Here is a 21,283-nt window from a genome sequence, read left to right as displayed (position 1 = left end):
TGCGGCCCTTCAGTGGCTCTGCTGAGCTCTGCCCTTAGGCAGCAACGACCTCGACGCCGAGCTTCGCTGCGACCTCGGGGTGCAGACGGACGGACACCTGGTGTCCGCCGAGCGTCTTGATCGGCGAGCCGAGCTCGACGCGACGCTTGTCGACGTCGGGACCACCGGCAGCCTTGATCGCCGCAGCGACGTCGGCCGGGGTCACGGAGCCGAAGAGACGGCCGGCGTCGCCGGAGCGAACAGCCAGACGGACCTTCACGCCCTCGAGCTTGGCCTTGATCTCGTTGGCCTGCTCGATCGTCGCGATCTCGTGGATCTTGCGGGCGCGGCGGATCTGCGCCACGTCCTTCTCGCCGCCCTTGGTCCAGCGAATGGCGAAGCCACGCGGAACCAGGTAGTTGCGGGCGTACCCGTCCTTGACGTCGACGACGTCGCCGGCGGTACCGAGGCCGGAGACCTCGTGGGTGAGGATGATCTTCATGCTGTTGTCACCCTTCCCTTATCGCGCGGTGGACGTGTAGGGCAGCAGCGCCATCTCACGGCTGTTCTTGACAGCCGTGGCGACGTCACGCTGGTGCTGCGTGCAGTTGCCGGTGACGCGGCGGGCACGGATCTTGCCGCGGTCGGAAATGAACTTCCGCAGCATGTTCGTGTCCTTGTAGTCCACGTACTGGGTCTTGTCCTTGCAGAACGCGCAGACCTTCTTCTTAGGCTTGCGCACAGGCGGCTTCGCCATGGTGTTTCTCCTGTGTGATCAAGAAGTGGGGGTACGAGCAGCCCTAGAAGGGAGGCTCGTCCGAGTAGCCGCCGCCAGAGGAGCCGCCGGAACCGCCGGAGCTTCCGCCCCAGCCGCCTCCACCGCCCTGCTGTCCCCCGCCCTGGCCGCCGGCCGGCGAGCCGGTCGCCCACGGGTCGTCGGCGGGTGCACCGCCGCCGCCCTGCTGGCCACCGCCACCGGGACCGCCGCCCCAGTTGCCGCCGCCCTGCTGGCCGCCGCCGTATCCACCCTGGCCGCCCTGACCACCGCGACCGGTGGTCTTGGTGACCTTGGCCGTGGCGTTCTTGAGGCTGGGGCCGACTTCCTCGACGTCCAGCTCGTAGACCGTGCGCTTGACGCCCTCACGGTCCTCGTAGGACCGCTGCTTCAGCCGGCCCTGCACGACGACGCGCATGCCTCGCTGGAGCGATTCCGCGACGTTCTCCGCCGCCTGACGCCAGACCGAGCAGGTGAGGAACAGGCCTTCGCCGTCCTTCCACTCATTGGTCTGCCGGTCGAAGATGCGGGGAGTGGACGCGACACGGAACTTCGCGACCGCCGCACCGGACGGGGTGAAGCGCAGCTCGGGGTCGTCGACGAGATTGCCGACGACCGTGATGACGGTCTCGCCTGCCATGGGTGAACCTCTCGGCGGGGATTGCTTCTGGCTGCTTGCTGCTACTCGGACCCGAAAACCGCTGAGCTAGATGCTCAGTGGACTTCGGGACGGAGGACCTTGGTCCGGAGGACCGACTCGTTCAGGTTCATCTGGCGGTCGAGCTCCTTGACGACCGCAGGCTCGGCCTGCAGGTCGATGACCGAGTAGATGCCCTCGGGCTTCTTCTTGATCTCGTAGGCGAGCCGACGACGGCCCCAGGTGTCGACCTTCTCCACCTTTCCGTTGCCCTCACGGACAACGGAGAGGAAGTTCTCGATCAGCGGGGAGACTGCTCGCTCCTCGAGATCGGGGTCGAGGATGACCATCACCTCGTAGTGACGCATGTGGAACCCACCTCCTTTGGACTCAGCGGCCACGGTCGTTCCGTGGCAGGAGGGTCGTGATGCGTGATGCAACGGCGTCCCCGAGGAGAACACCCGACACTGACAATCCGCTCCCGAACGATCCCGTGGAGGAGGTTCGGGGAGAGGCTCGCCGTGCTGGCCTGGGCAGACACCGGTGCAGACCGTACAGACTACCCGTAGACCGGCTTCCGGTTGAAATCAGGAGCTCAGAGGGCACAATCGAGACAGATGCGGTGTGAGAGGCGCTACACCCGCAGCAACGGGAGAGGCGCGGATCCACCGCCCACCTGTCGGCCAGGAGGTACTCCATGGCACAGACCATCCGCCCCGCCGGCCCCCGGTCACCGACCGGCCGCCCCGCCACCGGTTCGCTCTTCGCGACGGACGGTAAGCCGCACCCCGTCCAAGACGTCCTGATGGTGGTGACCGGGGTGCTCGGCATCCTCGCGTTCGTCACGGCGATGTTCCACCATCTGCACCTGATCAGCTCCTGGGCAGGCCTCATCGGGATTCTGACCGGCGCCTACGGCCAGTACATCTCGAAGACCACGTGGGAGAGGTTCGGCCTGATCATGGGGCTCGGGGCCTCCGCGGTCGGCTTCTACCTCGGCATGGCCCACGGCGGCCTCTTCGGCGGCGTGATCACCTGACCGGAGCACCGGCCGGAACGCGGACCGGTGCGGGGTGCCCGGGCACCCCGCACCGGTCCGCGTCGCATTCCGTCCCCCCGGGGCCAGGCCGGGCGCCCCTCGGTCACAGTAGGCTTCGGCGCGAGAGCCGGAGCCCCTGACCGATGGGGACACACCTGCCGAGGAGCGCCCCGCATGAGTCTGACCCTGAGGACCATCAGCCGAGAGCAGCATCTGGCGTACATCCAGAGCCTGCCTTCGGCCAGTCACTGCCAGGTCCCGGCGTGGGCTGATGTGAAGTCCGAATGGCGCTCGGAGAACCTGGGCTGGTTCGACCGGGACGGCCAGATCGTCGGCGCGGGACTCGTCCTGTACCGCCAGCTGCCCAAGATCAAGCGCTACCTGGCGTACCTCCCCGAGGGCCCGGTCATCAACTGGTACGCACCGAACCTGGCCGACTGGCTCCAGCCGATGCTCGCCCACCTCAAGCAGCAGGGCGCCTTCTCCGTGAAGATGGGCCCGCCGGTGGTCATCCGCCGCTGGGACTCCGCGGCCATCAAGTCCGGCATCCAGGACCCGGACGTGAAGCGCCTGCGCGACGTCGAGGCCACCCACATCGAGCCGCGCGCCTTCGAGGTCGCGGACCGCCTGCGGAAGATGGGCTGGCAGCAGGGCGAGGACGGCGGCGCCGGATTCGGCGACGTACAGCCCCGTTACGTCTTCCAGGTGCCGCTGGCCAACCGCTCCCTGGAAGACGTCCTCAAGGGCTTCAACCAGCTGTGGCGCCGCAACATCAAGAAGGCCGACAAGGCCGGCGTCGAGGTCGTCCAGGGCGGCTACGAGGACCTGGCCGAGTGGCAGCGGCTGTACGAGATCACCGCCGTGCGCGACCACTTCCGGCCGCGCCCGCTGTCGTACTTCCAGCGCATGTGGACCGTCCTCAACTCCGAGGACCCCAACCGGATGCGGCTCTACTTCGCCCGGCACAACGGCGTGAACCTCTCCGCGGCCACGATGCTCGTCGTCGGCGGACACGTCTGGTACTCCTACGGCGCCTCCGACAACATCGGGCGCGAGGTCCGGCCGTCGAACGCGATGCAGTGGCGCATGCTGCGCGACAGCTACGCGATGGGCGCGACCGTCTACGACCTGCGCGGCATCAGCGACTCGCTGGACGAGACCGACCACCTCTTCGGTCTGATCCAGTTCAAGGTCGGCACCGGCGGCGAGGCCGTCGAGTACGTCGGCGAGTGGGACTTCCCGCTCAACAAGCTGCTCCACAAGGCGCTCGACATCTACATGTCGCGCCGCTGACCGGCTTCAATCCCCTTCGCGGCACCACCCGTTCGTTCCCTGATTCACCGCAGCCACCAGAAAGGTTCCGGGCCGGCCATGGCGCTCTCCCTCTACGTCGACACCGCGCGCTGGCGGGCGCACCAGAAGTCCGTGATCGACCAGTTCCCCGGGCTCGTCCCCGTCTGCAAGGGCAACGGCTACGGCTTCGGCCATGAGCGCCTCGCCGACGAGACGATCCGCTTCGGGTCCGACACCCTCGCCGTGGGGACGACCTACGAGGCGGCCCGGATCAAGGACTGGTTCAGCGGGGACCTGCTCGTCCTGACCCCGTTCCGGCGGGGCGAGGAGCCCGTACCGCTGCCGGACCGCGTCATCCGGTCCGTCTCCTCCGTCGACGGGGTGCACGCCCTGGTGGGCGCCCGGGTCGTCATCGAGTGCATGAGCTCGATGAAGCGCCACGGCGTCAAGGAGGAGGAGCTGGGACAGCTGCACGCGGCGATCGAGGACGTACGGCTCGAAGGCTTCGCGCTGCACCTGCCGCTGGACCGCACCGACGGCTCCGACGCCGTCGAGGAGGTCATCGGCTGGATGGACCGGCTGCGCGCGGCCCGGCTGCCGCTGCACACGATGTTCGTCAGCCATCTGCGCGCCGAGGAGCTGGCCCGGCTCCAGCAGCAGTTCCCGCAGACCCGCTTCCGCGCCCGGATCGGCACCCGGCTCTGGCTCGGCGACCACGAGGCAACGGAGTACCGGGGGGCCGTCCTGGACGTCACCCCCGTCGTCAAGGGCGACCGGTTCGGCTACCGCCAGCAGAAGGCCGCCTCCGACGGCTGGCTGGTCGTGGTGGCCGGCGGTACGTCCCACGGGGTCGGCCTGGAGGCGCCCAAGGCGCTGCACGGCGTGATGCCGAGGGCCAAGGGCGTCGCCCGCGCGGGCCTGGCCACGGTCAACCGGAACCTGTCGCCGTTCGTCTGGGCGGGCAAGCAGCGGTGGTTCGCCGAGCCGCCGCACATGCAGGTGTCGATCCTGTTCGTCCCCTCGGACGCCCAGGAGCCGCGGGTCGGCGACGAACTGGTCGCCCATCTGCGCCACACGACCACCCAGTACGACCGGCTCGTCGACCGCTGAGACGCCTGCTCCGCAAAGCCCTCCGGTTCAGCCGTTCCGGGTGGGCGTAGCGTCCCACTCCACCTGAGGCCCGTCCGTCCGAGCCGCGTGCCCGGACTGGCGGGCCTCAGGCGCGAGCACGAACGCGTCCGGGGCTCCGTCGAGCACGCCGCCAGAAGGGTCGTCCGACCCGTCCGCGCGCACCGGGTCCTTGGCCGGCTGCAGGATGTCCCGGACGATCAGCGCGCACAGGTACAGCGTGCCCAGCAGGTGCAGGGCGATCGCGACCTGGTAGCCCTCCTGCGGCAGCCCCTGGTGCTTGTCCCCGCCGCTGGTGTAGGCGAGGTAGGACCAGATCCCGAGGAAGTACATGACCTCGCAGGCCTGCCAGATGAGGAAGTCGCGCCAGCGCGGCCGGGCCAGGACGGCCAGCGGGATCAGCCAGAGCACGTACTGCGGTGAGTAGACCTTGTTCGTCAGGATGAACGCGGCCACCACCAGGAACGCCAGCTGGGCGAAGCGCGGCCTGCGGGCCGCGGAGAGCGCCAGACCGGCGATGCCCGCGCAGAAGACGACCATGAGGACGACCGAGGCGGTGTTGACCGTCTCCACGTCGATGGGCCTGCCGGTGCGCTGCGTGATGATCAGCCAGAACGAACCGAAGTCGATCGGCCTCTCCTGACTGAAGGTGTAGAACTTCCGCCATCCCTCCGGGGCGAAGATCATCACCGGCAGGTTCACCACCAGCCAGGCCGCGCCCGCGCCCAGCAAGGCTGTTCCGAACTCACGCCACCGGCCCGCCCGCCAGCAGAGCACCAGGAGCGGGCCGAGCAGGAGGACGGGGTAGAGCTTGGCAGCCGTGGCCAGGCCGATGAGGATCCCGAAGGCGAGCACCCGGCCCCGGGACCACATGAGCATCGCCGCGGCCGTCAGGGCCACGGCCAGCAGGTCCCAGTTGATGGTCGCGGTGAGGACGAATGCGGGTGCCAGCGCGACCATCAGACCGTCCCAGGGGCGGCGCCGCTGGGTTCGGACGGTGCACACGGCGATGACCACCGCGCAGATCATCAGCATGCCCGCGTTGACCATCCAGTACATCTGCTCGCGCTGCTGGATGGGGTCGCTGTCGGGCGTCAGCGTCAGCCAGGCCGCGACCTGCATGAACACCCCGGTCAGCACGGGGTACTCCAGGTACTGCATATCGCCGCTCAGCCGGTCGAAGTACGGCACGAGGCCGTCGGCGAACCCGCGCCCCAGAAAGAGGTGCGGAATGTCGGAGTAGCAGGCGTGCGTGTACTGCGAGGTGGCACCGCGGAACCAGGCCCACTCGTAGCAGGGGATCTTCTGCACCATGCCGAGGGCGAACATCCCGATCATGACCAGCGCGACGACGCGTACGGGTGTGAGCGGACCGTCGCCCAGCCGTGCCCAGCGCCCCACCCGGCCACCGAACAGCTCGCTGCCGGCCGCCGCGACCTCGTCCTGATCGGTGGGCCGCACGACGGGCGGTTCCTGGTGCACGCTCGTGTCTTCTGCGCTGGGGCTTGGCATGCCGCACATCCTGCCGTACGGGGCTGTGTCCGGGGCAAGGACCGCCCGGGGGACACGGGAGGAGTGCGCGGGACGCCGGAACGCGGCGAGGGCCGCCGTACCGGGTGGGTACGGCGGCCCTCGCCGCTCTGCTGAGCCGGACCCTGAGGGGCGCGGCCGGCGGTCCGGCTATCCGGAATTGCCCCAGATGGAGCCGGTTCCGCCCGGGTTGCCGTTGGCTCCCTGGGCTCCGCCGTTGTCCGTACCGTCGGTCGTACCGGTGTTGTCGCCACCACCACCGTCGGCTCCGCCGTTGTCAGCGCCGCCGTCAGCCCCTCCGTTCTGGCCTCCGCCGTCCGCCCCCGCGTTCGCCCCGCCGTTGGCCTCCTGGCAGTTCGGGTCGAAGATGCCGCAGGTCTTGGTCGGCGTCGGGGTCGGGCTCGGGGTGGTCTGGGTGGGGGTCGGCGTCGGGCTCGGCTCCTCGGAGGGCTCCTCCGAGGGCGTGGGGCTGGGGGTCGGGCTGGGGCTGACCGCGCCGCCGCCCCACACGACCTCGCCCGGGTCCTGCGGCTCGGGGAAGGGGATGGCCTTCTTGCCCTTCATCGCCCCGGTCATGTAGTCGTGCCAGATGGAGGCCGGGAACGAGTTTCCGTGGATTTTCTCCTCGCCACCCGTGCCGAACATCTTCTCGAACTCGCGCGTCTTGTTCGTCTCGTCGTCGTCGAGCCGGAACATGCTGATGGCGGTCGAGATCTGCGGGGTGTACCCGACGAACCAGGCGGACCGGTTGCCGTCGGTCGTACCGGTCTTGCCTGCGGCCTCACGGCCCTCCAGACGTGCGGGCTTGCCCGTCCCGTTCTCCACGACGTTCTTCAGGACGTCCGTGACGTTGTCGGCGATCATCGGGCTGAAGGCGCGCTTGGACTGCTTCTTGTGCTGGAAGACGACCTCACCCTCTCGCTTCACCTCAGTGACCGAATAGGTGTCGTTCTGCTTACCGCTCGTGGCGAAGGTGGAGTAAGCGCCCGCCATACGGATGGCGCTGGGCGACGAGGTGCCGATGGAGAACGAGGGAACGGACGCGTCCGCCATGAAGGTGTCGTCCTTCAGACCGGCGGCGACGGCGACGTCCTTGACCTTGTCCGTCCCGACATCCATGCCGAGCTGCACGAACGGGGAGTTGGCGGACTGCTCCATGGCCTTCCGCAGGTCGATCTCACCGTAGTCGTAGTTGCCGTCGTTGGTCTGACGCCATTCCTCATCGTCCTCGTTCAGCCAGATCTTGCCCGTGTAGTCCCTGATCCGCAGGCCGTCGTCACCGTTGTAGATGCTCTTCGGCGAGATCTGGGTGCGCTGGGACTCGCTCTGCTCCGGAGGTCCGGCCGGATCGCGGACGCCGTACTGCATGGCCGCCGCCAACACGAAGGGCTTCCAGGTCGAACCGACCTGGGCGCCGGTGGCGTCGGCGTTGTTCGTGAAGTGCGTGGTGGCGTTCTGACCGCCGTACGTGGCGATGATGGCGCCGGTCCTCGCGTCCACGGACGCCCCGCCGAACTCGACGTGCGTGTCCGTCTTGGGGCGCTCCTTGGGCCGGATCTTGGCGTCGTAGACCTTCTTCACCGCCGCTTGGAGCTGCTCCACCCGCTTCCTCTGGAAGGTGGTGTGGATCTCGAAGCCGCCCAGTTCGAGTTGCTTGGCGGTGATGCCCTTGTCGTTGTTGGCGAGGAAGTACTTCTTGGCGAGGTCCACCAGGTAGCCGGTCTGGCCGCTCAGCTTGGTGTCCTGCGCCTTCTCCTTCGGCATCGGGAACTTCGTGTACTTGGCACGCTCTGCCGCCGTCATCCGACCGTCCTTGACCTGCTCGTCAAGAATCCACTTCCAACGGTCCTTGGCGCGCTCGGTGTTTTTCTCGGGGGTCGCGTTGTCCTGGTCGATGTCGGTCGCACCAGCGGGGTCGTAGTAGCTCGCGCCCTTGAGCAGGGTGGCCAGGAAGGCGCACTCACTCGGGTCCAGCTCGGCGGCGTCCTTGTCGTAATAGGTGCGGGCGGCTGCCTGGAGACCGGAAGCTCCACGTCCGTAGTACGAGACGTTGAGGTATCCGGCCATCACCTCTTCCTTGGGCTCCTCACCGGCCACCTTGAGCGTGATGAAGAGTTCCTTGAACTTCCGGGTGAACGTCTGGTCCTGCGAAAGCCTGGAGTTCTTGACGTACTGCTGGGTGATGGTCGACCCACCCTGGGTCTCACCACCCGTGGCCATGTTGAACAATGCGCGCCCGATGCCCATCGGGTCGATGCCGCGGTCCGACTCGAAGCTCTTGTTCTCGGCGGAGATCACGGCGTTGCGCATCGCCTCCGGGATCTGCTCGTACTTGAGAATCTGGCGGTTCACCGCACCACCGGTTGCGACCATCGGCGTTTCGTCGGCCCAGTAGTAGACGTTGTTCTGGGCCTTGGCCGCATCATTGATGTTCGGCTTGGACACCAGGGCGTACGAGATACCCGCCACGCCCATCAGCAGTGCGAGGAACCCCAGACAGAGCCCCGAGACCAGCTTCCAGGAGGGCACCCAGCGGCGGAACCCGTACTTGCCGCAGCGCGGGTAGTCGATCATCCGCTTCTTGCCGGGGCCGCCGTCGTCGCGCCCACGACCTCCCGGGCCGTCGGGACCGCCGCCGCCACCGCGCCGTCGGCCGCCACCGCCGCCCGCGCCATGGCCCCCGGCGTCGGCGCCCCGGCGTCGGCCGCGCTGCGCCGCGCGGCGGGCCTCGGCGCGACTGCCGTACTGGCGCTCTTCACCGTACGACTCGGACGGCGATTCGGAAGGTGACGCGGAAGTGGCTCTGCGTGACGGCGCGGCTCGGCGTCCGGTCGACTGCTGGGCGGCTCGTCTGGCCGCGGCACGCCCGCCACCCTGTGGCTGCGGCGATTTGCGACGGTGCTCGCTCATGGAACGACTACTCCTCGGGCAGGCGAGAGCGCCTGGAAGCGGCAGTTGAGATCCGGTCCCCCCGAATTACGGACAAGCCGCTGCGGAAGGCTCATCCGCAGTACATCCGGCAGTCCGCGATGACTGACGCGCGTCAGCGTCTCGCGGTTCCCGGTGGTCTGCATGCCGCACAGACTACGCACGGTCAAAACCCGCCTAGGGCCGAACTTCACCCCAAACAACGCAAGTCGAACCCTGGGAATTACCGATGTGACGCCGCTCACGAAGGTGACCCTTGTCGAACAGGACCGGCCGATCTATCGTGCTGATGTATCGAGTCGATACATCAGCACGGCATAAGTACGCCGGTGATTCCGGTGGACCGTGCCGACCGAAGCAGCGGGAGAAGGAGGAGGCACCGGTGAGCCGACGCTCCGGCATCCTCGAGTTCGCCGTTCTCGGCCTGCTCCGCGAATCGCCGATGCACGGCTATGAGCTGCGCAAACGCCTCAACACCTCGCTGGGGATCTTCCGTGCGTTCAGTTACGGGACCCTCTACCCCTGCCTCAAGACGCTGGTTGCCAGCGGCTGGTTGATCGAGGAGCCCGTCGGTGACCCGGCGGACACCGCGCCGGTCACCGGACGCTCGACCGCTTCCTCCTCCTCGCTGACCGGACGCCGGGCGAAGATCGTCTACCGGCTGACGGCAGAAGGTAAGGAGCACTTCGAGGAGCTGCTGTCGCACACCGGTCCCGACGCCTGGGAGGACGAGCACTTCGCAGCGCGCTTCGCCTTCTTCGGCCAGACCGAACGCGATGTGCGGATGCGGGTGCTCGAAGGCCGGCGCAGCCGGCTGGAGGAGCGCCTGGAGAAGATGCGCGCCTCTCTCGCCCGCACCCGTGAACGACTCGACGACTACACACTTGAGCTGCAGCGGCACGGCATGGAGTCCGTGGAGCGCGAAGTGCGCTGGCTGAACGAGCTCATCGAGAGCGAGCGGTCGGGGCGGGATCGGCGACGATCCTCGCCCGAGGGCTCTGCTCAGCAGGACACACCTGGAGAGACGGGCGGCCTGCCCCGGCACCGGGACAACACCCCGCCGGATCCGTCCGACGACACCGCCAAGTGAAGTCATCGCACTCCGCGGCGACTTCATCGGAAACACCGATTACACAGGGAGCAACCGGAATGGGTTCGGTTCGCGTAGCCATCGTAGGCGTGGGCAACTGCGCCGCCTCGCTGGTGCAGGGCGTCGAGTACTACAAGGACGCCGATCCGGCCGGCAAGGTGCCCGGTCTGATGCACGTCCAGTTCGGCGATTACCACGTCAGCGACGTCGAGTTCGTCGCCGCCTTCGACGTCGACGCGAAGAAGGTCGGCCTCGACCTCGCGGACGCCATCGGCGCCAGCGAGAACAACACCATCAAGATCGCGGACGTGCCGAACACGGGCGTGACCGTCCAGCGCGGCCACACCCACGACGGTCTCGGCAAGTACTACCGCGAGACGATCGAGGAGTCCACGGACGCCCCGGTCGACGTCGTCCAGGTCCTCAAGGACAAGCAGGTCGACGTTCTCGTCTGCTACCTGCCCGTCGGTTCCGAGGTCGCCGCGAAGTTCTACGCGCAGTGCGCCATCGACGCCAAGGTCGCCTTCGTCAACGCCCTCCCGGTCTTCATCGCCGGCACCAAGGAGTGGGCGGACAAGTTCACCGAGGCCGGTGTCCCGATCGTCGGCGACGACATCAAGTCCCAGGTGGGCGCCACCATCACGCACCGCGTGATGGCGAAGCTCTTCGAGGACCGCGGTGTCATCCTGGACCGCACCATGCAGCTGAACGTCGGCGGCAACATGGACTTCAAGAACATGCTCGAGCGTGAGCGCCTGGAGTCCAAGAAGATCTCGAAGACGCAGGCCGTCACCTCGCAGATCCGTGACCGCGAGCTCGGCGAGGGCAACGTCCACATCGGCCCCTCGGACTACGTGGCCTGGCTGGACGACCGCAAGTGGGCGTACGTGCGCCTCGAGGGCCGCGCGTTCGGCGACGTTCCGCTGAACCTGGAGTACAAGCTCGAGGTGTGGGACTCCCCGAACTCGGCCGGTGTCATCATCGACGCCGTCCGTGCGGCGAAGATCGCCAAGGACCGCGGCATCGGTGGCCCCATCCTCTCCGCGAGCAGCTACTTCATGAAGAGCCCGCCCGTGCAGTACTTCGACGACGAGGCCCGCGAGAACGTCGAGAAGTTCATCAAGGGCGAGACGGAGCGCTGAACCGGCCCTCTCAGCTGACAGCTCCACCGAAGCGCTGACCGCTTCACCCGGAGTACGGAGCTGACCGCTCCACCGGGAGTACCGAGCGAAGACGCTCATCTCTTCCTGCCGCACGTCGGGGGTCCCCGGGCAATCCGCCCGCGGACCCCCGACGTGTGTGACGCTTGCTCCCATGTCTGTCGCGCGTGATCTGCGCACCCTGCTGCGCCTGCGGAACTTCCGCCGCCTGCTCACCGTGCGGCTCCTGTCCCAGTCCGCCGACGGCGTCTACCAGGTCGCCCTCGCCGCGTACGTCGTCTTCTCCCCGGAGAAGCAGACGTCAGCCGCTGCCATCGCCTCCGCCATGGCCGTGCTCCTCCTGCCCTACTCCCTGATCGGGCCCTTCGCAGGAGTGCTGCTGGACCGCTGGCCCCGACGGCAGGTCTTTCTCTACGGGAACCTCCTGCGGGCCGCCCTGGCCTGCTCCACGGCCCTGCTGATTCTCGCCTCGGTGCCCGACTGGCTCTTCTATGCCTCGGCCCTCTGCGTCACCGCCGTCAACCGCTTCGTGCTGGCCGGTCTGTCCGCCGCCCTGCCCCGGGTCGTCGACACCGACCGCCTCGTCGTCGCCAACTCCCTCTCGCCGACCGCCGGCACCCTGGCGGCCACCGCGGGAGGTGGCCTCGCCTTCGTCGTACGGCTGCTCGCCGACGAGTCCGACGCGGCGGTCGTCCTGCTGGGGGCGGTGCTCTACCTGCTCTCCGCGCTAGCCTCTCTGAGCCTCCCCCGCACACTGCTGGGCCCGGACATCGACGAGAGCCCGATGCGAGTGCGGGCAGCTCTCGCCGTCACTGCCCGCGGGCTCGTCGCCGGGCTGCGCCATCTGGCGCAGCGGAGCCACGCGGCGAAGGCGCTGGCCGCGATGACCGTGATCCGCTTCTGTTACGGCGCCCTCACCGTGATGGTGCTCATGCTGTGCCGCCACGCCTGGTCCGACACCGAGTCCGACGGGCTGGCCCTGCTCGGCCTGGCGGTCGCGGTGTCCGGCGCGGGATTCTTCATCGCCGCCGTTCTCACCCCGTGGGCGGTGGGGCGGCTCGGCCGGTACGGGTGGATCGTGGGCTGCGCCGGGGCGGCGGCGGTCCTGGTGCCCGCCCTGGGCCTCTCCTTCGCCCCCGTCCCGATGCTGATCGCCGCGTTCGTGCTCGGCGTCGTGACGCAGGGGTCGAAGATCGCGACCGACACGGTCGTCCAGACCTCGGTCGACGATTCCTTCCGCGGCCGGGTCTTCTCGCTCTACGACGTGCTCTTCAACGTCGCGTTCGTGAGCGCCGCAGGGGTGGCGGCCCTGATGCTCCCCCCGGACGGCAGATCAGTGACCGTCCTGGCGGTCGTTTCGGTGCTGTACGCGGTGGTCGCGGTGACGATGTTCCGCTGGCGCCGCACCGACGCCCGCCAGTAGCCGGTCATAGATACGCCGAGGGGCGTTGTTTCACGTGAAACAACGCCCCTCGGCACATCCCGTCGGTGATGTTTCACGTGAAACATCACCTTGTCCGGCTCAGTCCTGCTGCGCCCACCACTCCTTGAGCGCCGCCACCGCGGCGTCCCGCTCCATGGGCCCGTGCTCCAGACGCTGCTCCAGCAGGAAGCCGTACGCCTTACCGATCACCGGCCCCGGCCCGACCCCGAGGATCTGCATGATCTCGTTGCCGTCCAGATCGGGGCGGATCGAATCCAGCTCCTCCTGCTCCTGCAGCAGAGCGATGCGCTCCTCCAGGCCGTCGTAAGTACGGGAGAGTGCGTTGGCCTTCCGCTTGTTCCGGGTCGTGCAGTCCGAACGCGTCAGCTTGTGGAGCCGCTCCAGCAGCGGCCCCGCGTCGCGCACATACCGGCGCACCGCGGAGTCGGTCCACTCGCCGTCTCCGTACCCGTGGAAGCGCAGGTGCAGCTCCACCAGTTTCGACACGTCCTTGACCAGCTCGTTGGAGTACTTGAGCTCGGTCATCCGCTTCTTCGTCATCTTCGCGCCCACCACCTCGTGGTGGTGGAAGGAGACCCGGCCGTCCTTCTCGAAGCGGCGGGTGCGCGGCTTGCCGATGTCATGGAGGAGCGCGGCCAGCCGCAGGACGAGGTCGGGACCGTCCTCCTCCAGGTCGATGGCCTGCTCCAGGACGGTCAGCGAGTGCTCGTAGACGTCCTTGTGGCGGTGATGCTCGTCACTCTCCAGACGCAGCGCGGGAAGCTCGGGCAGCACATGGGCGGCCAGCCCTGTGTCGACCAGGAGCCCCAGGCCCTTGCGCGGATGCTGGGAGAGCAGAAGCTTGTTGAGCTCGTCGCGGACCCGCTCGGCGGAGACGATGTCGATCCGCGCGGCCATGTCGGTCATGGCGGTGACGACCTCGGGGGCGACCTCGAAGTCGAGCTGCGCGGCGAAGCGGGCCGCGCGCAGCATGCGCAGCGGGTCGTCGGAGAAGGACGCCTCGGGCGTGCCGGGAGTGCGCAGCACCCGGTCGGCGAGGTCCTTCAGTCCTCCGTACGGATCGACGAACTCCTTCTCCGGCAGCGCCACGGCCATCGCGTTGACCGTGAAGTCGCGGCGCACGAGGTCGTCCTCGATGGAGTCGCCGTAGGAGACCTCGGGCTTGCGCGAGGTCCGGTCATAGGCCTCCGACCGGTAGGTCGTGACCTCGATCTGGTAGCCGTCCTTCTGGGAGCCGACGGTGCCGAAGGCGATCCCGACCTCCCACACCGAGTCGGCCCAGGGGCGGACGATCTTGAGCACGTCCTCGGGGCGGGCATCGGTGGTGAAGTCCAGGTCGTTCCCGAGCCGGCCCAGCAGCGCATCGCGGACCGATCCGCCGACCAGCGCGAGACCGAATCCGGCCTCCTGGAATCGGCGGGCGAGGTCGTCGGCGACCGGGGACACCCGCAGCAGCTCACTCACCGCGCGGTGCTGCACCTGGCTCAGTGCACTGGCGTTCTCTTCGTTGGCGTTCGGCACAACAGAAAAGGGTACGTGCACGGGCCGGGCGCGACGTCATCGTTTACGGCGGCCCTGCGCGCTACCCGCGATCATGTGCGATGGACCCCAGCACTTCGGCCCGCCGCATCTCGTTACCATGCGGGGACGCAGGACCGAACGACCGACAGCAGCTGACGACGATGAGGGACGGGTAGGCGCGTGGCCGAGGCGGCAGACTTCCAGGGGACTCGTCCCTCTCCTGCCCGCCGGTGGCTCCGGCGCACGGCCTCGGCGGTGCTCGGAGCGCCGCTGCTGGCCGGTCTCCTGGCCGTTCCGGCCGCCGGCGCCGCCCCGGCCGGCGAGCCTGCCAAGGCCCCCACAGGCTCCCGCACGGTCGATGTGTCGCTGGACACGCTCGCCCCGAGCGTCCCGTCGGAGGACGACACCCTGACCGTCTCCGGAACGCTCACCAACAGGGGCAAGGAGACGATCAGCAGCGCCGAGGTCGATCTCCGGGTCGGACCGCAGCTCACCGGGCGCGGAGAGGTCGACGACGCCGCGAAGCGCTCCACGTACGTTCCCGGCGCCGACCCGGTCACCGTCGGGGACAAGTACACGGTGAAGTTCCCCAAGCTCGTCAGGGGCATCAGCCAGGACTTCACGCTCACCGTCCCCGTCGACAAGCTGGGCCTGAACGACCCAGGCGTCTACCAGCTCGGCGTCTCGGTCTCCGGCCGGACGACCACCGCCCCTTACGAGCAGGTGCTGGGCATCGAGCGCTCGTTCCTGCCCTGGCAGCCCGAGGCGAGCGACAAGAGGACGAAGCTCACCTTCCTCTGGCCGCTGATCGCGTCTCCCCATGTGACGGCGGAGACCCGCTCGGACGAGCAGCAGACGCCCGTGTTCACCGACGACGACCTGGCCAAGGAGCTGGCGCCCGGCGGCCGGCTGGAGCAGATGGTGGCCCTGGGCAGCCGGCTGCCCGTGACCTGGGTCATCGACCCGGACCTCCTGGCGAGCGTCGCGGCGATGGCCGGGAAGTACGAGGTCAAGTCGGGTGACACGACCGTCCCCGGCAAGAACCAGGCGCTCGCCAAGCAGTGGCTCACCGCTCTGGAGAAGGTGGTCGAGGACGGCAAGGTGATCGCGCTGCCGTTCGCCGACCCGGATCTGGCCTCCATCGCCCACCGCGGCAAGGCCGTCTCCGGGACGCTCAGTCATCTGCAGAACGCCTCCGCGGTGGCCGCGACCACCGTGGAGACCATCCTTCATGTGAAACCGTCCACCGACTTCGCCTGGCCCGTGAACGGCGCCGTGGACTCCTCCATCGTCGATGTGGCGACGTCGGCGGGCGCCCACAACGTGATCGCCCGCAGCGACAGCTTCCGGGAGACCGCGGCGCTTCCGTACACGCCGAGCGCGGCGCGGCCGATCGGCGGGGGAACCACCGCGGTCGTCGCGGACGCCCGGCTGTCGACCCTGTTCGACGGCGACATGTCGAGGGCGGGCGCCTCCACCCTCGCGGTGCAGAAGTTCCTCGCCCAGACCCTCGCGCTGACCGCGCAGGCGCCGGACAACGAGCGCAGCATCGTCGTGGCCCCGCCGCGGATGCCCACCGCCGCTCAGGCCCAGACGATGGCCCGCGCCCTGGAGGGGCTGTCCGGCAACCGGTGGACACAGCCCCTCGACCTGGTGGCCGCAGCCGAGGTGAAGCCCGACCCGAGGGCCACCACCAAGGTCCCCCGCGCGTCCGCCTACCCGAAGAAGCTCCGCTCCCAGGAACTGCCCACACAGGCGTTCCAGGACATCCGTACGACCCAGGGGTCCCTCGACAGCTTCGAGACGATCCTGACGCTGCCCGAGCGCGTGGTGACGCCCTTCGGTAACGCCGTCAACCGCTCGATGTCGACGTCCTGGCGCGGGCGGTCCCTGGAGGCGCAGCAGTACCGGGACGCGGTCCGCGACTACCTGCAGAGCCTCACCTCCGAGGTGCAGCTCATCGAGAAGTCCGACGTCACCCTCTCCGGGCGCAGCGCGACCATCCCGGTCACCGTGCAGAACAAGCTGGTACAGGGCGTGGACCGGCTGCATCTCCAGCTGACCTCGGACAACATCCGGCTCAAGTTCAACGACGACGGGACCACGGCCAGACTGCCGATCAGCATCGCGGGCGGGCACAGCCAGTCCGTGAAGTTCGACACGGCGACCAGCGCCAACGGCCGGGCCCAGGTGACCGCCCGGCTGTTCACGGAGGACGGCACGCCGTACGGGAAGGAAATGACCTTCACCGTGAAGGTCTCCGAGGTGACGCCCACCGTGCTGCTCGTCATCGCCGGCGGACTGCTGCTCCTGGTGCTGGCCGGCATCAGGATGTACAGCCACCGCAAGCGCGCCGTGGCAAGCGACACGGCGGCCGGCAACGGCGACGGACCCGAGCAGCCGAGTGACCCGGCTCCGGACACCGGACCGGAAAGCGGGGCCCCGTCGGGAACGGGTGAGAAAGTGGACCGTTGAGCGATGTCTGTCGTGGCCGGTCGGCCGGGGACGATGAGGTAGGGGTTTCGATGAACGCGCCGTACGACGGTGACCGCGGGCAGGGCGCGGGCGGAGCAGCGTCTCCGGGCGGGCCTCCGGTTCCTCCGGACGCGGGACAGGACGGCTCCGTGCCGCCGGACCCGTACCTCCAGCACGCCTACGACGACGATCCCTACCGGGCGCAGGACCTGACCGCCCAGGACCCGGTGGACGAGGCGCTCTACGACCGCGCCGCCCACCCCCCGCCGCCCCCCGGCACCTACCAGGAGCCGGCGCCGCTCTACCAGCAGCCGCCCCCCGCCCCGTACGCCCCGGACCCGCGCATCTGGGCCCAGACCCCGCCCCCCGAGCCGGCGGGGCCCTCCCGGCACCTGCCGTACGGGGACCGCCCGGCGACCACGCAGTTCGTCGGGGTCGACGACCTGGTGACCCGGGCCTCGGACGACCGGCAGGAGCCGGACGCCTTCGCGCACCTCTTCCGGGACCAGGAAGGTTCGGGGAAGCCTCCGGTGCCGCCCCAGCCCGAACCGGCGCCCGCACCCGTGCCCGCCAAGGGCGGTGGCGGCAAGGTCTCCGGGCTCCTCAAGTCCAGCGCGGTCATGGCCGCCGGCACCCTCGTCTCCCGGCTCACCGGATTCGTCCGGTCCCTGGTGATCACCGCCGCACTCGGCGCCGCGATGCTCGGCGACAGCTTCACCATCGCGTACACCCTGCCGACGATGATCTACATCCTCACCGTCGGCGGCGGTCTGAACTCGGTCTTCGTCCCCCAGCTCGTCCGCGCCATGAAGGACGACGAGGACGGCGGCGAGGCCTTCGCCAATCGGCTGCTGACCCTGGTGATGGTCGCGCTCGGCCTCATCGTCGCCGCCGCGGTCCTCGTCGCGCCGGTGCTGATCCAGCTGATGTCCAGCACGATCGCCGACGACGTGGCCGCCAACAGCGTCGCCGTCACCTTCGCCCGGTACTGCCTGCCCACCATCTTCTTCATGGGTGTGCACGTGGTGATGGGTCAGATCCTGAACGCCCGCGGCAAGTTCGGCGCGATGATGTGGACCCCGGTCCTCAACAACATCGTCATGATCATCACTTTCGGGCTGTTCATCTGGGTCTACGGCACCTCCGCCGAATCGCAGATGGGTGTCGACACCATCCCGCCGGAGGGCGTCCGTCTGCTCGGCATCGGCACCCTGCTCGGCCTCGTCGTCCAGTCGCTGGCGATGATCCCCTACCTGCGCGAGACGGGCTTCCGCTTCCGCCCCCGCTTCGACTGGAAGGGCCACGGCCTCGGCAAGACCGTCAAGCTGGCCAAGTGGACCGTGCTGTTCGTCCTGGCCAACCAGGCGGGCGTCCTGGTCGTCACCCAGCTCGCCACGGCGGCGGGCAAGCTCTCGGGCAGGGACGGCACCGGTTTCCTGGCCTACTCCAACGCCCAGCTGATCTGGGGCATGCCGCAGGCCATCATCACCGTCTCCGTCATGGCCGCGCTGCTGCCCCGCATCTCCCGTGCCGCCCACGACAACGACCCCGGAGCGGTCCGCGACGACATCTCGCAGGGGCTGCGCAACTCGGCTGTCGCGATCGTGCCGGTGGCCTTCACCTTCCTCGCGCTCGGCCTGCCGATGTGCACCCTGCTGTACGCCTCCAGCGGCACCGAGGCCGCCCGCTCCATGGGCTTCATCCTCATGGCCTTCGCGCTCGGCCTGATCCCGTACTCCGTGCAGTACGTCGTGCTGCGCGGGTTCTACGCCTACGAGGACACCCGCACCCCCTTCTACAACACGGTCATCGTGGCCGCCGTGAACGCCGCGGCCTCCGCTCTCTGTTACGTCGTCCTGCCCGCCCGCTGGGCGGTCGTCGGCATGGCCTTCTCCTACGGTCTGGCCTACGCCGTCGGCGTCGGTGTCGCCTGGCGCCGGCTGCGCAACCGGCTGGGCGGCGACCTGGACGGCGCGCACATCGTGCGGACCTACGCCCGCCTCTGCATGGCCGCGGTACCCGCCGCGCTGGTCGGCGGCGCCGTCGGATTCGGGATCCTGGAACTGGTCGGCACCGGCGCCCTGGGCTCCCTGGCCGCACTGATCTGCGGCGGTGTCCTCCTCCTGGGCATCTTCTTCGTCGCGGCGAAGAAGATGCGTATCGAAGAGGTCAACGGCCTGGTCGGCATGGTCCGTGGACGACTCGGACGCTGAATGAGCACCCGCCCGCACAACCATCGCCGCACTCCGCGTGTCGTGCATAGCGCCGGAGTGTGGGCACAATTGGCGTGACTGTGCAGAGCTGGCTGGCATCGCGCAACGGATGGGGAGGCAGGAACGACGGTGGCGGAACGTAGCACGGCTGCCGTCGACGTGGCCGACAACAGCGGCGGCAAGCCGCTCACCGCCAAGGCGGACGAGGCCACGACCGACGGGACGGCGGAAGCTGAGGACACCCAGGGCGCGAGCCCGGAGGACACCGAGAACACGGACGGTGGGCAGAAGCGTTCCGGGGCCGTTCCGGCGTCACCCGATCTGCACAGCGGTCACAAACTCGCCGGGCGCTACCGCCTGGAGGAGTGCGTCACCCGTCTGGACGGCTTCAGCAGCTGGCGCGCGGTCGACGAGAAGCTCCGCAGGGCGGTGGGCGTCCATCTGCTTCCCGCCGACCACCCGCGGGCCCGCTCGGTGCTGGCCGCCGCCCGCTCCTCGGCCCTGCTCGGGGACCCTCGCTTCGTCCAGGTCCTGGACGCCGTCGAGGAGAACGACCTCGTCTACGTGGTCCACGAATGGCTGCCGGACGCCACCGAGCTCACCGCTCTGCTGGCCGCCGGGCCGATGGAGGCCCACGACGCCTACCAGCTCGTCAGCCAGCTCTCCCAGGCGATGGCCGCCGCCCACCGCGAGGGCCTCTCCCATCTGCGCCTCACCCCCGGCGCGGTCCTGCGCAGCTCCACCGGGCAGTACCGCATCCGCGGCCTCGCCGTGAACGCCGCCCTGCGGGGCATCACCGCCGAGCGCCCCCTCCGGACGGACACCGAGGCCATCGGCGCCCTTCTGTACGCCGCCCTGACCCACCGCTGGCCGTACGGGGACGACGCCCACGGACTCGCCGGGCTGCCCAAGGGCCTGGGGCTCATCGCCCCCGACCAGGTACGGGCCGGCGTCCACCGCGGGCTCTCCGAGCTCGCCATGCGGGCGCTCGCCAACGACGGTGCCACCGCCTCCCGCCAGGAGCCGCCCTGCACCACCCCGGACGAGCTGGCCAAGGCCGTGGCGGCGATGCCGCGCATCCTTCCGCCGGAGCCCACGTTCACCGCGCCGCCGGCCTACCAGCGCACGACCTATCAGCAGGGCACGTACGGGCGCCCGTCCTCCCACCCGTCCGCCGTCACGCAGCCCGTGATGCCGGCCCCTCCGGCACCCCTGCAGAGCCGTACCGGCCGCGTGCTCAAGTGGACCGTGTCCGCTCTCCTCATCGCCGCCCTGGGCCTCGGCAGCTGGCAGCTCGCGGAGGCGCTGCTCGACCGGACCAAGGGCTCCGACGACACCGGCGTCACCGAGCCGAACGAGGACGACAAGAACAAGGACGACAAGCCCGCACCGTCCGCCGAACCCCTGGACATCGCGGGGGCCACGGAGTTCACGCCCGACGGCTCCGGAATCAAGCAGGGTGAGGTGGCGAACACCGTGGACGGCAACCAGGGAACGCACTGGGTCACCCCGCGGTACGAGGGCTTCGCCAACTTCGGCAACCTCCCCCAGCGCAAGCAGGGCAGCGGCATCATCGTCGACCTCGGCAAGGTGCGGGACGTCTCCGGAGTCGATGTGTCCATGTACCGCAGCGGGCAGACGGCGACCGTCTCCGCCGCGTCCCCGGACGCCACGTCCCCCTCCACGACAGCCGACTTCGACCAGCAGATCGTCAAGCGGACGGTCGCCGGGTCGACGCTCAAGGAAACGCTCGATGAGCCCGTCCGCACGCGCTACGTCCTCATCCACATCACGGAACTCCCGTCGGACGGCACGGGCGGATACCGCGGCGGCATCACCGACATCTCCGTCCTCGGCTGATCACGGGCCGGTACGCGTGATCCCGCGTACCGGCCCGTGATCACCGCCCCCACCCGACCGCTACTGTGGGGCGGACCGTCCCGCCCCGCCGAGCACCCGCGGCGACAAGGGTTGCGGCCGTCACACCCGTGACGGCAGGCTGCTCCCGTCGCACCGCTTCACCGGGCGCGGCCCATATGTGACATCGGATCCGGTTCGGAGGGGGAGCACG

At 69.1% G+C, this 21,283-nt stretch carries 17 protein-coding genes; 9 read left to right on the top strand and 8 right to left on the bottom strand.

Annotated features, from left to right (window positions below; genetic code table 11):
- Positions 1–34: 34 nt before the first annotated feature.
- The 4 genes from rplI to rpsF all read right to left on the bottom strand — a co-directional run bounded on the left by rplI (position 35) and on the right by rpsF (position 1,759).
- Positions 35–481, bottom strand: coding sequence for a 50S ribosomal protein L9 (gene rplI / locus WQO_RS17360; protein WP_003967856.1), 447 nt, complete (start codon positions 479–481; stop codon positions 35–37).
- An 18-nt stretch (positions 482–499) separates the two neighbouring features.
- The gene (rpsR, locus tag WQO_RS17355) at positions 500–736 is read right to left on the bottom strand and encodes a 30S ribosomal protein S18 (protein ID WP_003967857.1); all 237 of its coding nucleotides are present in this window, start codon (positions 734–736) and stop codon (positions 500–502) included.
- Between the two features lie 43 nt (positions 737–779).
- On the bottom strand, positions 780–1,394 hold the full coding sequence (locus WQO_RS17350; protein WP_006126012.1) for a single-stranded DNA-binding protein: 615 nt from the start codon (positions 1,392–1,394) through the stop codon (positions 780–782).
- Between the two features lie 74 nt (positions 1,395–1,468).
- The gene (gene rpsF / locus WQO_RS17345; protein WP_006126011.1) at positions 1,469–1,759 is read right to left on the bottom strand and encodes a 30S ribosomal protein S6; all 291 of its coding nucleotides are present in this window, start codon (positions 1,757–1,759) and stop codon (positions 1,469–1,471) included.
- A 329-nt stretch (positions 1,760–2,088) separates the two neighbouring features.
- Here rpsF and WQO_RS17340 point away from each other — a divergent pair, with 329 nt between their 5' ends.
- The 3 genes from WQO_RS17340 to WQO_RS17330 all read left to right on the top strand — a co-directional run bounded on the left by WQO_RS17340 (position 2,089) and on the right by WQO_RS17330 (position 4,833).
- Positions 2,089–2,430 (top strand): hypothetical protein, encoded by a 342-nt coding sequence (locus WQO_RS17340; protein ID WP_010060448.1) that lies wholly within the window; start codon positions 2,089–2,091, stop codon positions 2,428–2,430.
- A 174-nt stretch (positions 2,431–2,604) separates the two neighbouring features.
- The gene (locus WQO_RS17335) at positions 2,605–3,723 is read left to right on the top strand and encodes a lipid II:glycine glycyltransferase FemX (RefSeq protein WP_010060447.1); all 1,119 of its coding nucleotides are present in this window, start codon (positions 2,605–2,607) and stop codon (positions 3,721–3,723) included.
- Between the two features lie 78 nt (positions 3,724–3,801).
- Positions 3,802–4,833: an alanine racemase gene (locus WQO_RS17330; protein WP_003967862.1), complete on the top strand. Its 1,032-nt coding sequence runs from the start codon at positions 3,802–3,804 to the stop codon at positions 4,831–4,833.
- Positions 4,834–4,860: 27 nt separating this feature from the next.
- Here WQO_RS17330 and WQO_RS17325 read toward each other — a convergent pair whose 3' ends face one another.
- The 3 genes from WQO_RS17325 to WQO_RS36555 all read right to left on the bottom strand — a co-directional run bounded on the left by WQO_RS17325 (position 4,861) and on the right by WQO_RS36555 (position 9,140).
- Complete coding sequence (locus WQO_RS17325; protein ID WP_167552040.1) at positions 4,861–6,372, bottom strand: glycosyltransferase family 87 protein; 1,512 nt, start codon at positions 6,370–6,372, stop codon at positions 4,861–4,863.
- 159 nt (positions 6,373–6,531) lie between these two features.
- Positions 6,532–8,955, bottom strand: coding sequence for a transglycosylase domain-containing protein (locus WQO_RS17320; RefSeq protein WP_010060445.1), 2,424 nt, complete (start codon positions 8,953–8,955; stop codon positions 6,532–6,534).
- Positions 8,952–9,140 (bottom strand): hypothetical protein, encoded by a 189-nt coding sequence (locus WQO_RS36555; protein WP_148660119.1) that lies wholly within the window; start codon positions 9,138–9,140, stop codon positions 8,952–8,954. Before WQO_RS36555 ends, WQO_RS17320 begins: the two co-directional genes overlap by 4 nt.
- Before the next feature lie 551 nt (positions 9,141–9,691).
- Between WQO_RS36555 and WQO_RS17315 the strand changes: the two genes are divergently transcribed.
- From WQO_RS17315 to WQO_RS17305, 3 genes are all read left to right on the top strand, one after another.
- Positions 9,692–10,399: a PadR family transcriptional regulator gene (locus WQO_RS17315; protein WP_010060443.1), complete on the top strand. Its 708-nt coding sequence runs from the start codon at positions 9,692–9,694 to the stop codon at positions 10,397–10,399.
- Between the two features lie 59 nt (positions 10,400–10,458).
- Complete coding sequence (locus WQO_RS17310) at positions 10,459–11,541, top strand: inositol-3-phosphate synthase (protein WP_010060441.1); 1,083 nt, start codon at positions 10,459–10,461, stop codon at positions 11,539–11,541.
- A 172-nt stretch (positions 11,542–11,713) separates the two neighbouring features.
- Positions 11,714–12,982 carry an MFS transporter gene (locus WQO_RS17305; protein ID WP_010060439.1) on the top strand — a complete coding sequence of 423 codons (1,269 nt, stop codon included), beginning with the start codon at positions 11,714–11,716 and terminating at the stop codon, positions 12,980–12,982.
- 99 nt (positions 12,983–13,081) lie between these two features.
- On the opposite strand, the gene WQO_RS17300 is transcribed toward WQO_RS17305, so the two are convergent.
- Entirely contained in the window at positions 13,082–14,524 is a 1,443-nt protein-coding gene (locus WQO_RS17300) for a CCA tRNA nucleotidyltransferase (RefSeq protein ID WP_029182267.1), read from the bottom strand.
- Positions 14,525–14,704: 180 nt separating this feature from the next.
- On the opposite strand from WQO_RS17300, the gene WQO_RS17295 reads away from it, so the two are divergent.
- The 3 genes from WQO_RS17295 (at position 14,705) to WQO_RS17285 (ending at position 21,072) form a co-directional block, all read left to right on the top strand.
- Positions 14,705–16,999, top strand: a complete 2,295-nt coding sequence (locus WQO_RS17295; RefSeq protein ID WP_029182266.1) for a DUF6049 family protein — start codon at positions 14,705–14,707, stop codon at positions 16,997–16,999.
- A 50-nt stretch (positions 17,000–17,049) separates the two neighbouring features.
- Positions 17,050–19,212 carry a murein biosynthesis integral membrane protein MurJ gene (murJ, locus tag WQO_RS17290; protein ID WP_010060434.1) on the top strand — a complete coding sequence of 721 codons (2,163 nt, stop codon included), beginning with the start codon at positions 17,050–17,052 and terminating at the stop codon, positions 19,210–19,212.
- 129 nt (positions 19,213–19,341) lie between these two features.
- Positions 19,342–21,072, top strand: coding sequence for a protein kinase family protein (locus WQO_RS17285; RefSeq protein ID WP_010060433.1), 1,731 nt, complete (start codon positions 19,342–19,344; stop codon positions 21,070–21,072).
- Positions 21,073–21,283: the final 211 nt, after the last annotated feature.

The sequence above is a fragment of the Streptomyces globisporus C-1027 genome, assembly GCF_000261345.2.
Lineage (GTDB): Bacteria > Actinomycetota > Actinomycetes > Streptomycetales > Streptomycetaceae > Streptomyces > Streptomyces pakalii.
Note: the sequence above shows the minus strand (reverse complement) of the source record. Positions and strands in the feature narration are given on the sequence as shown.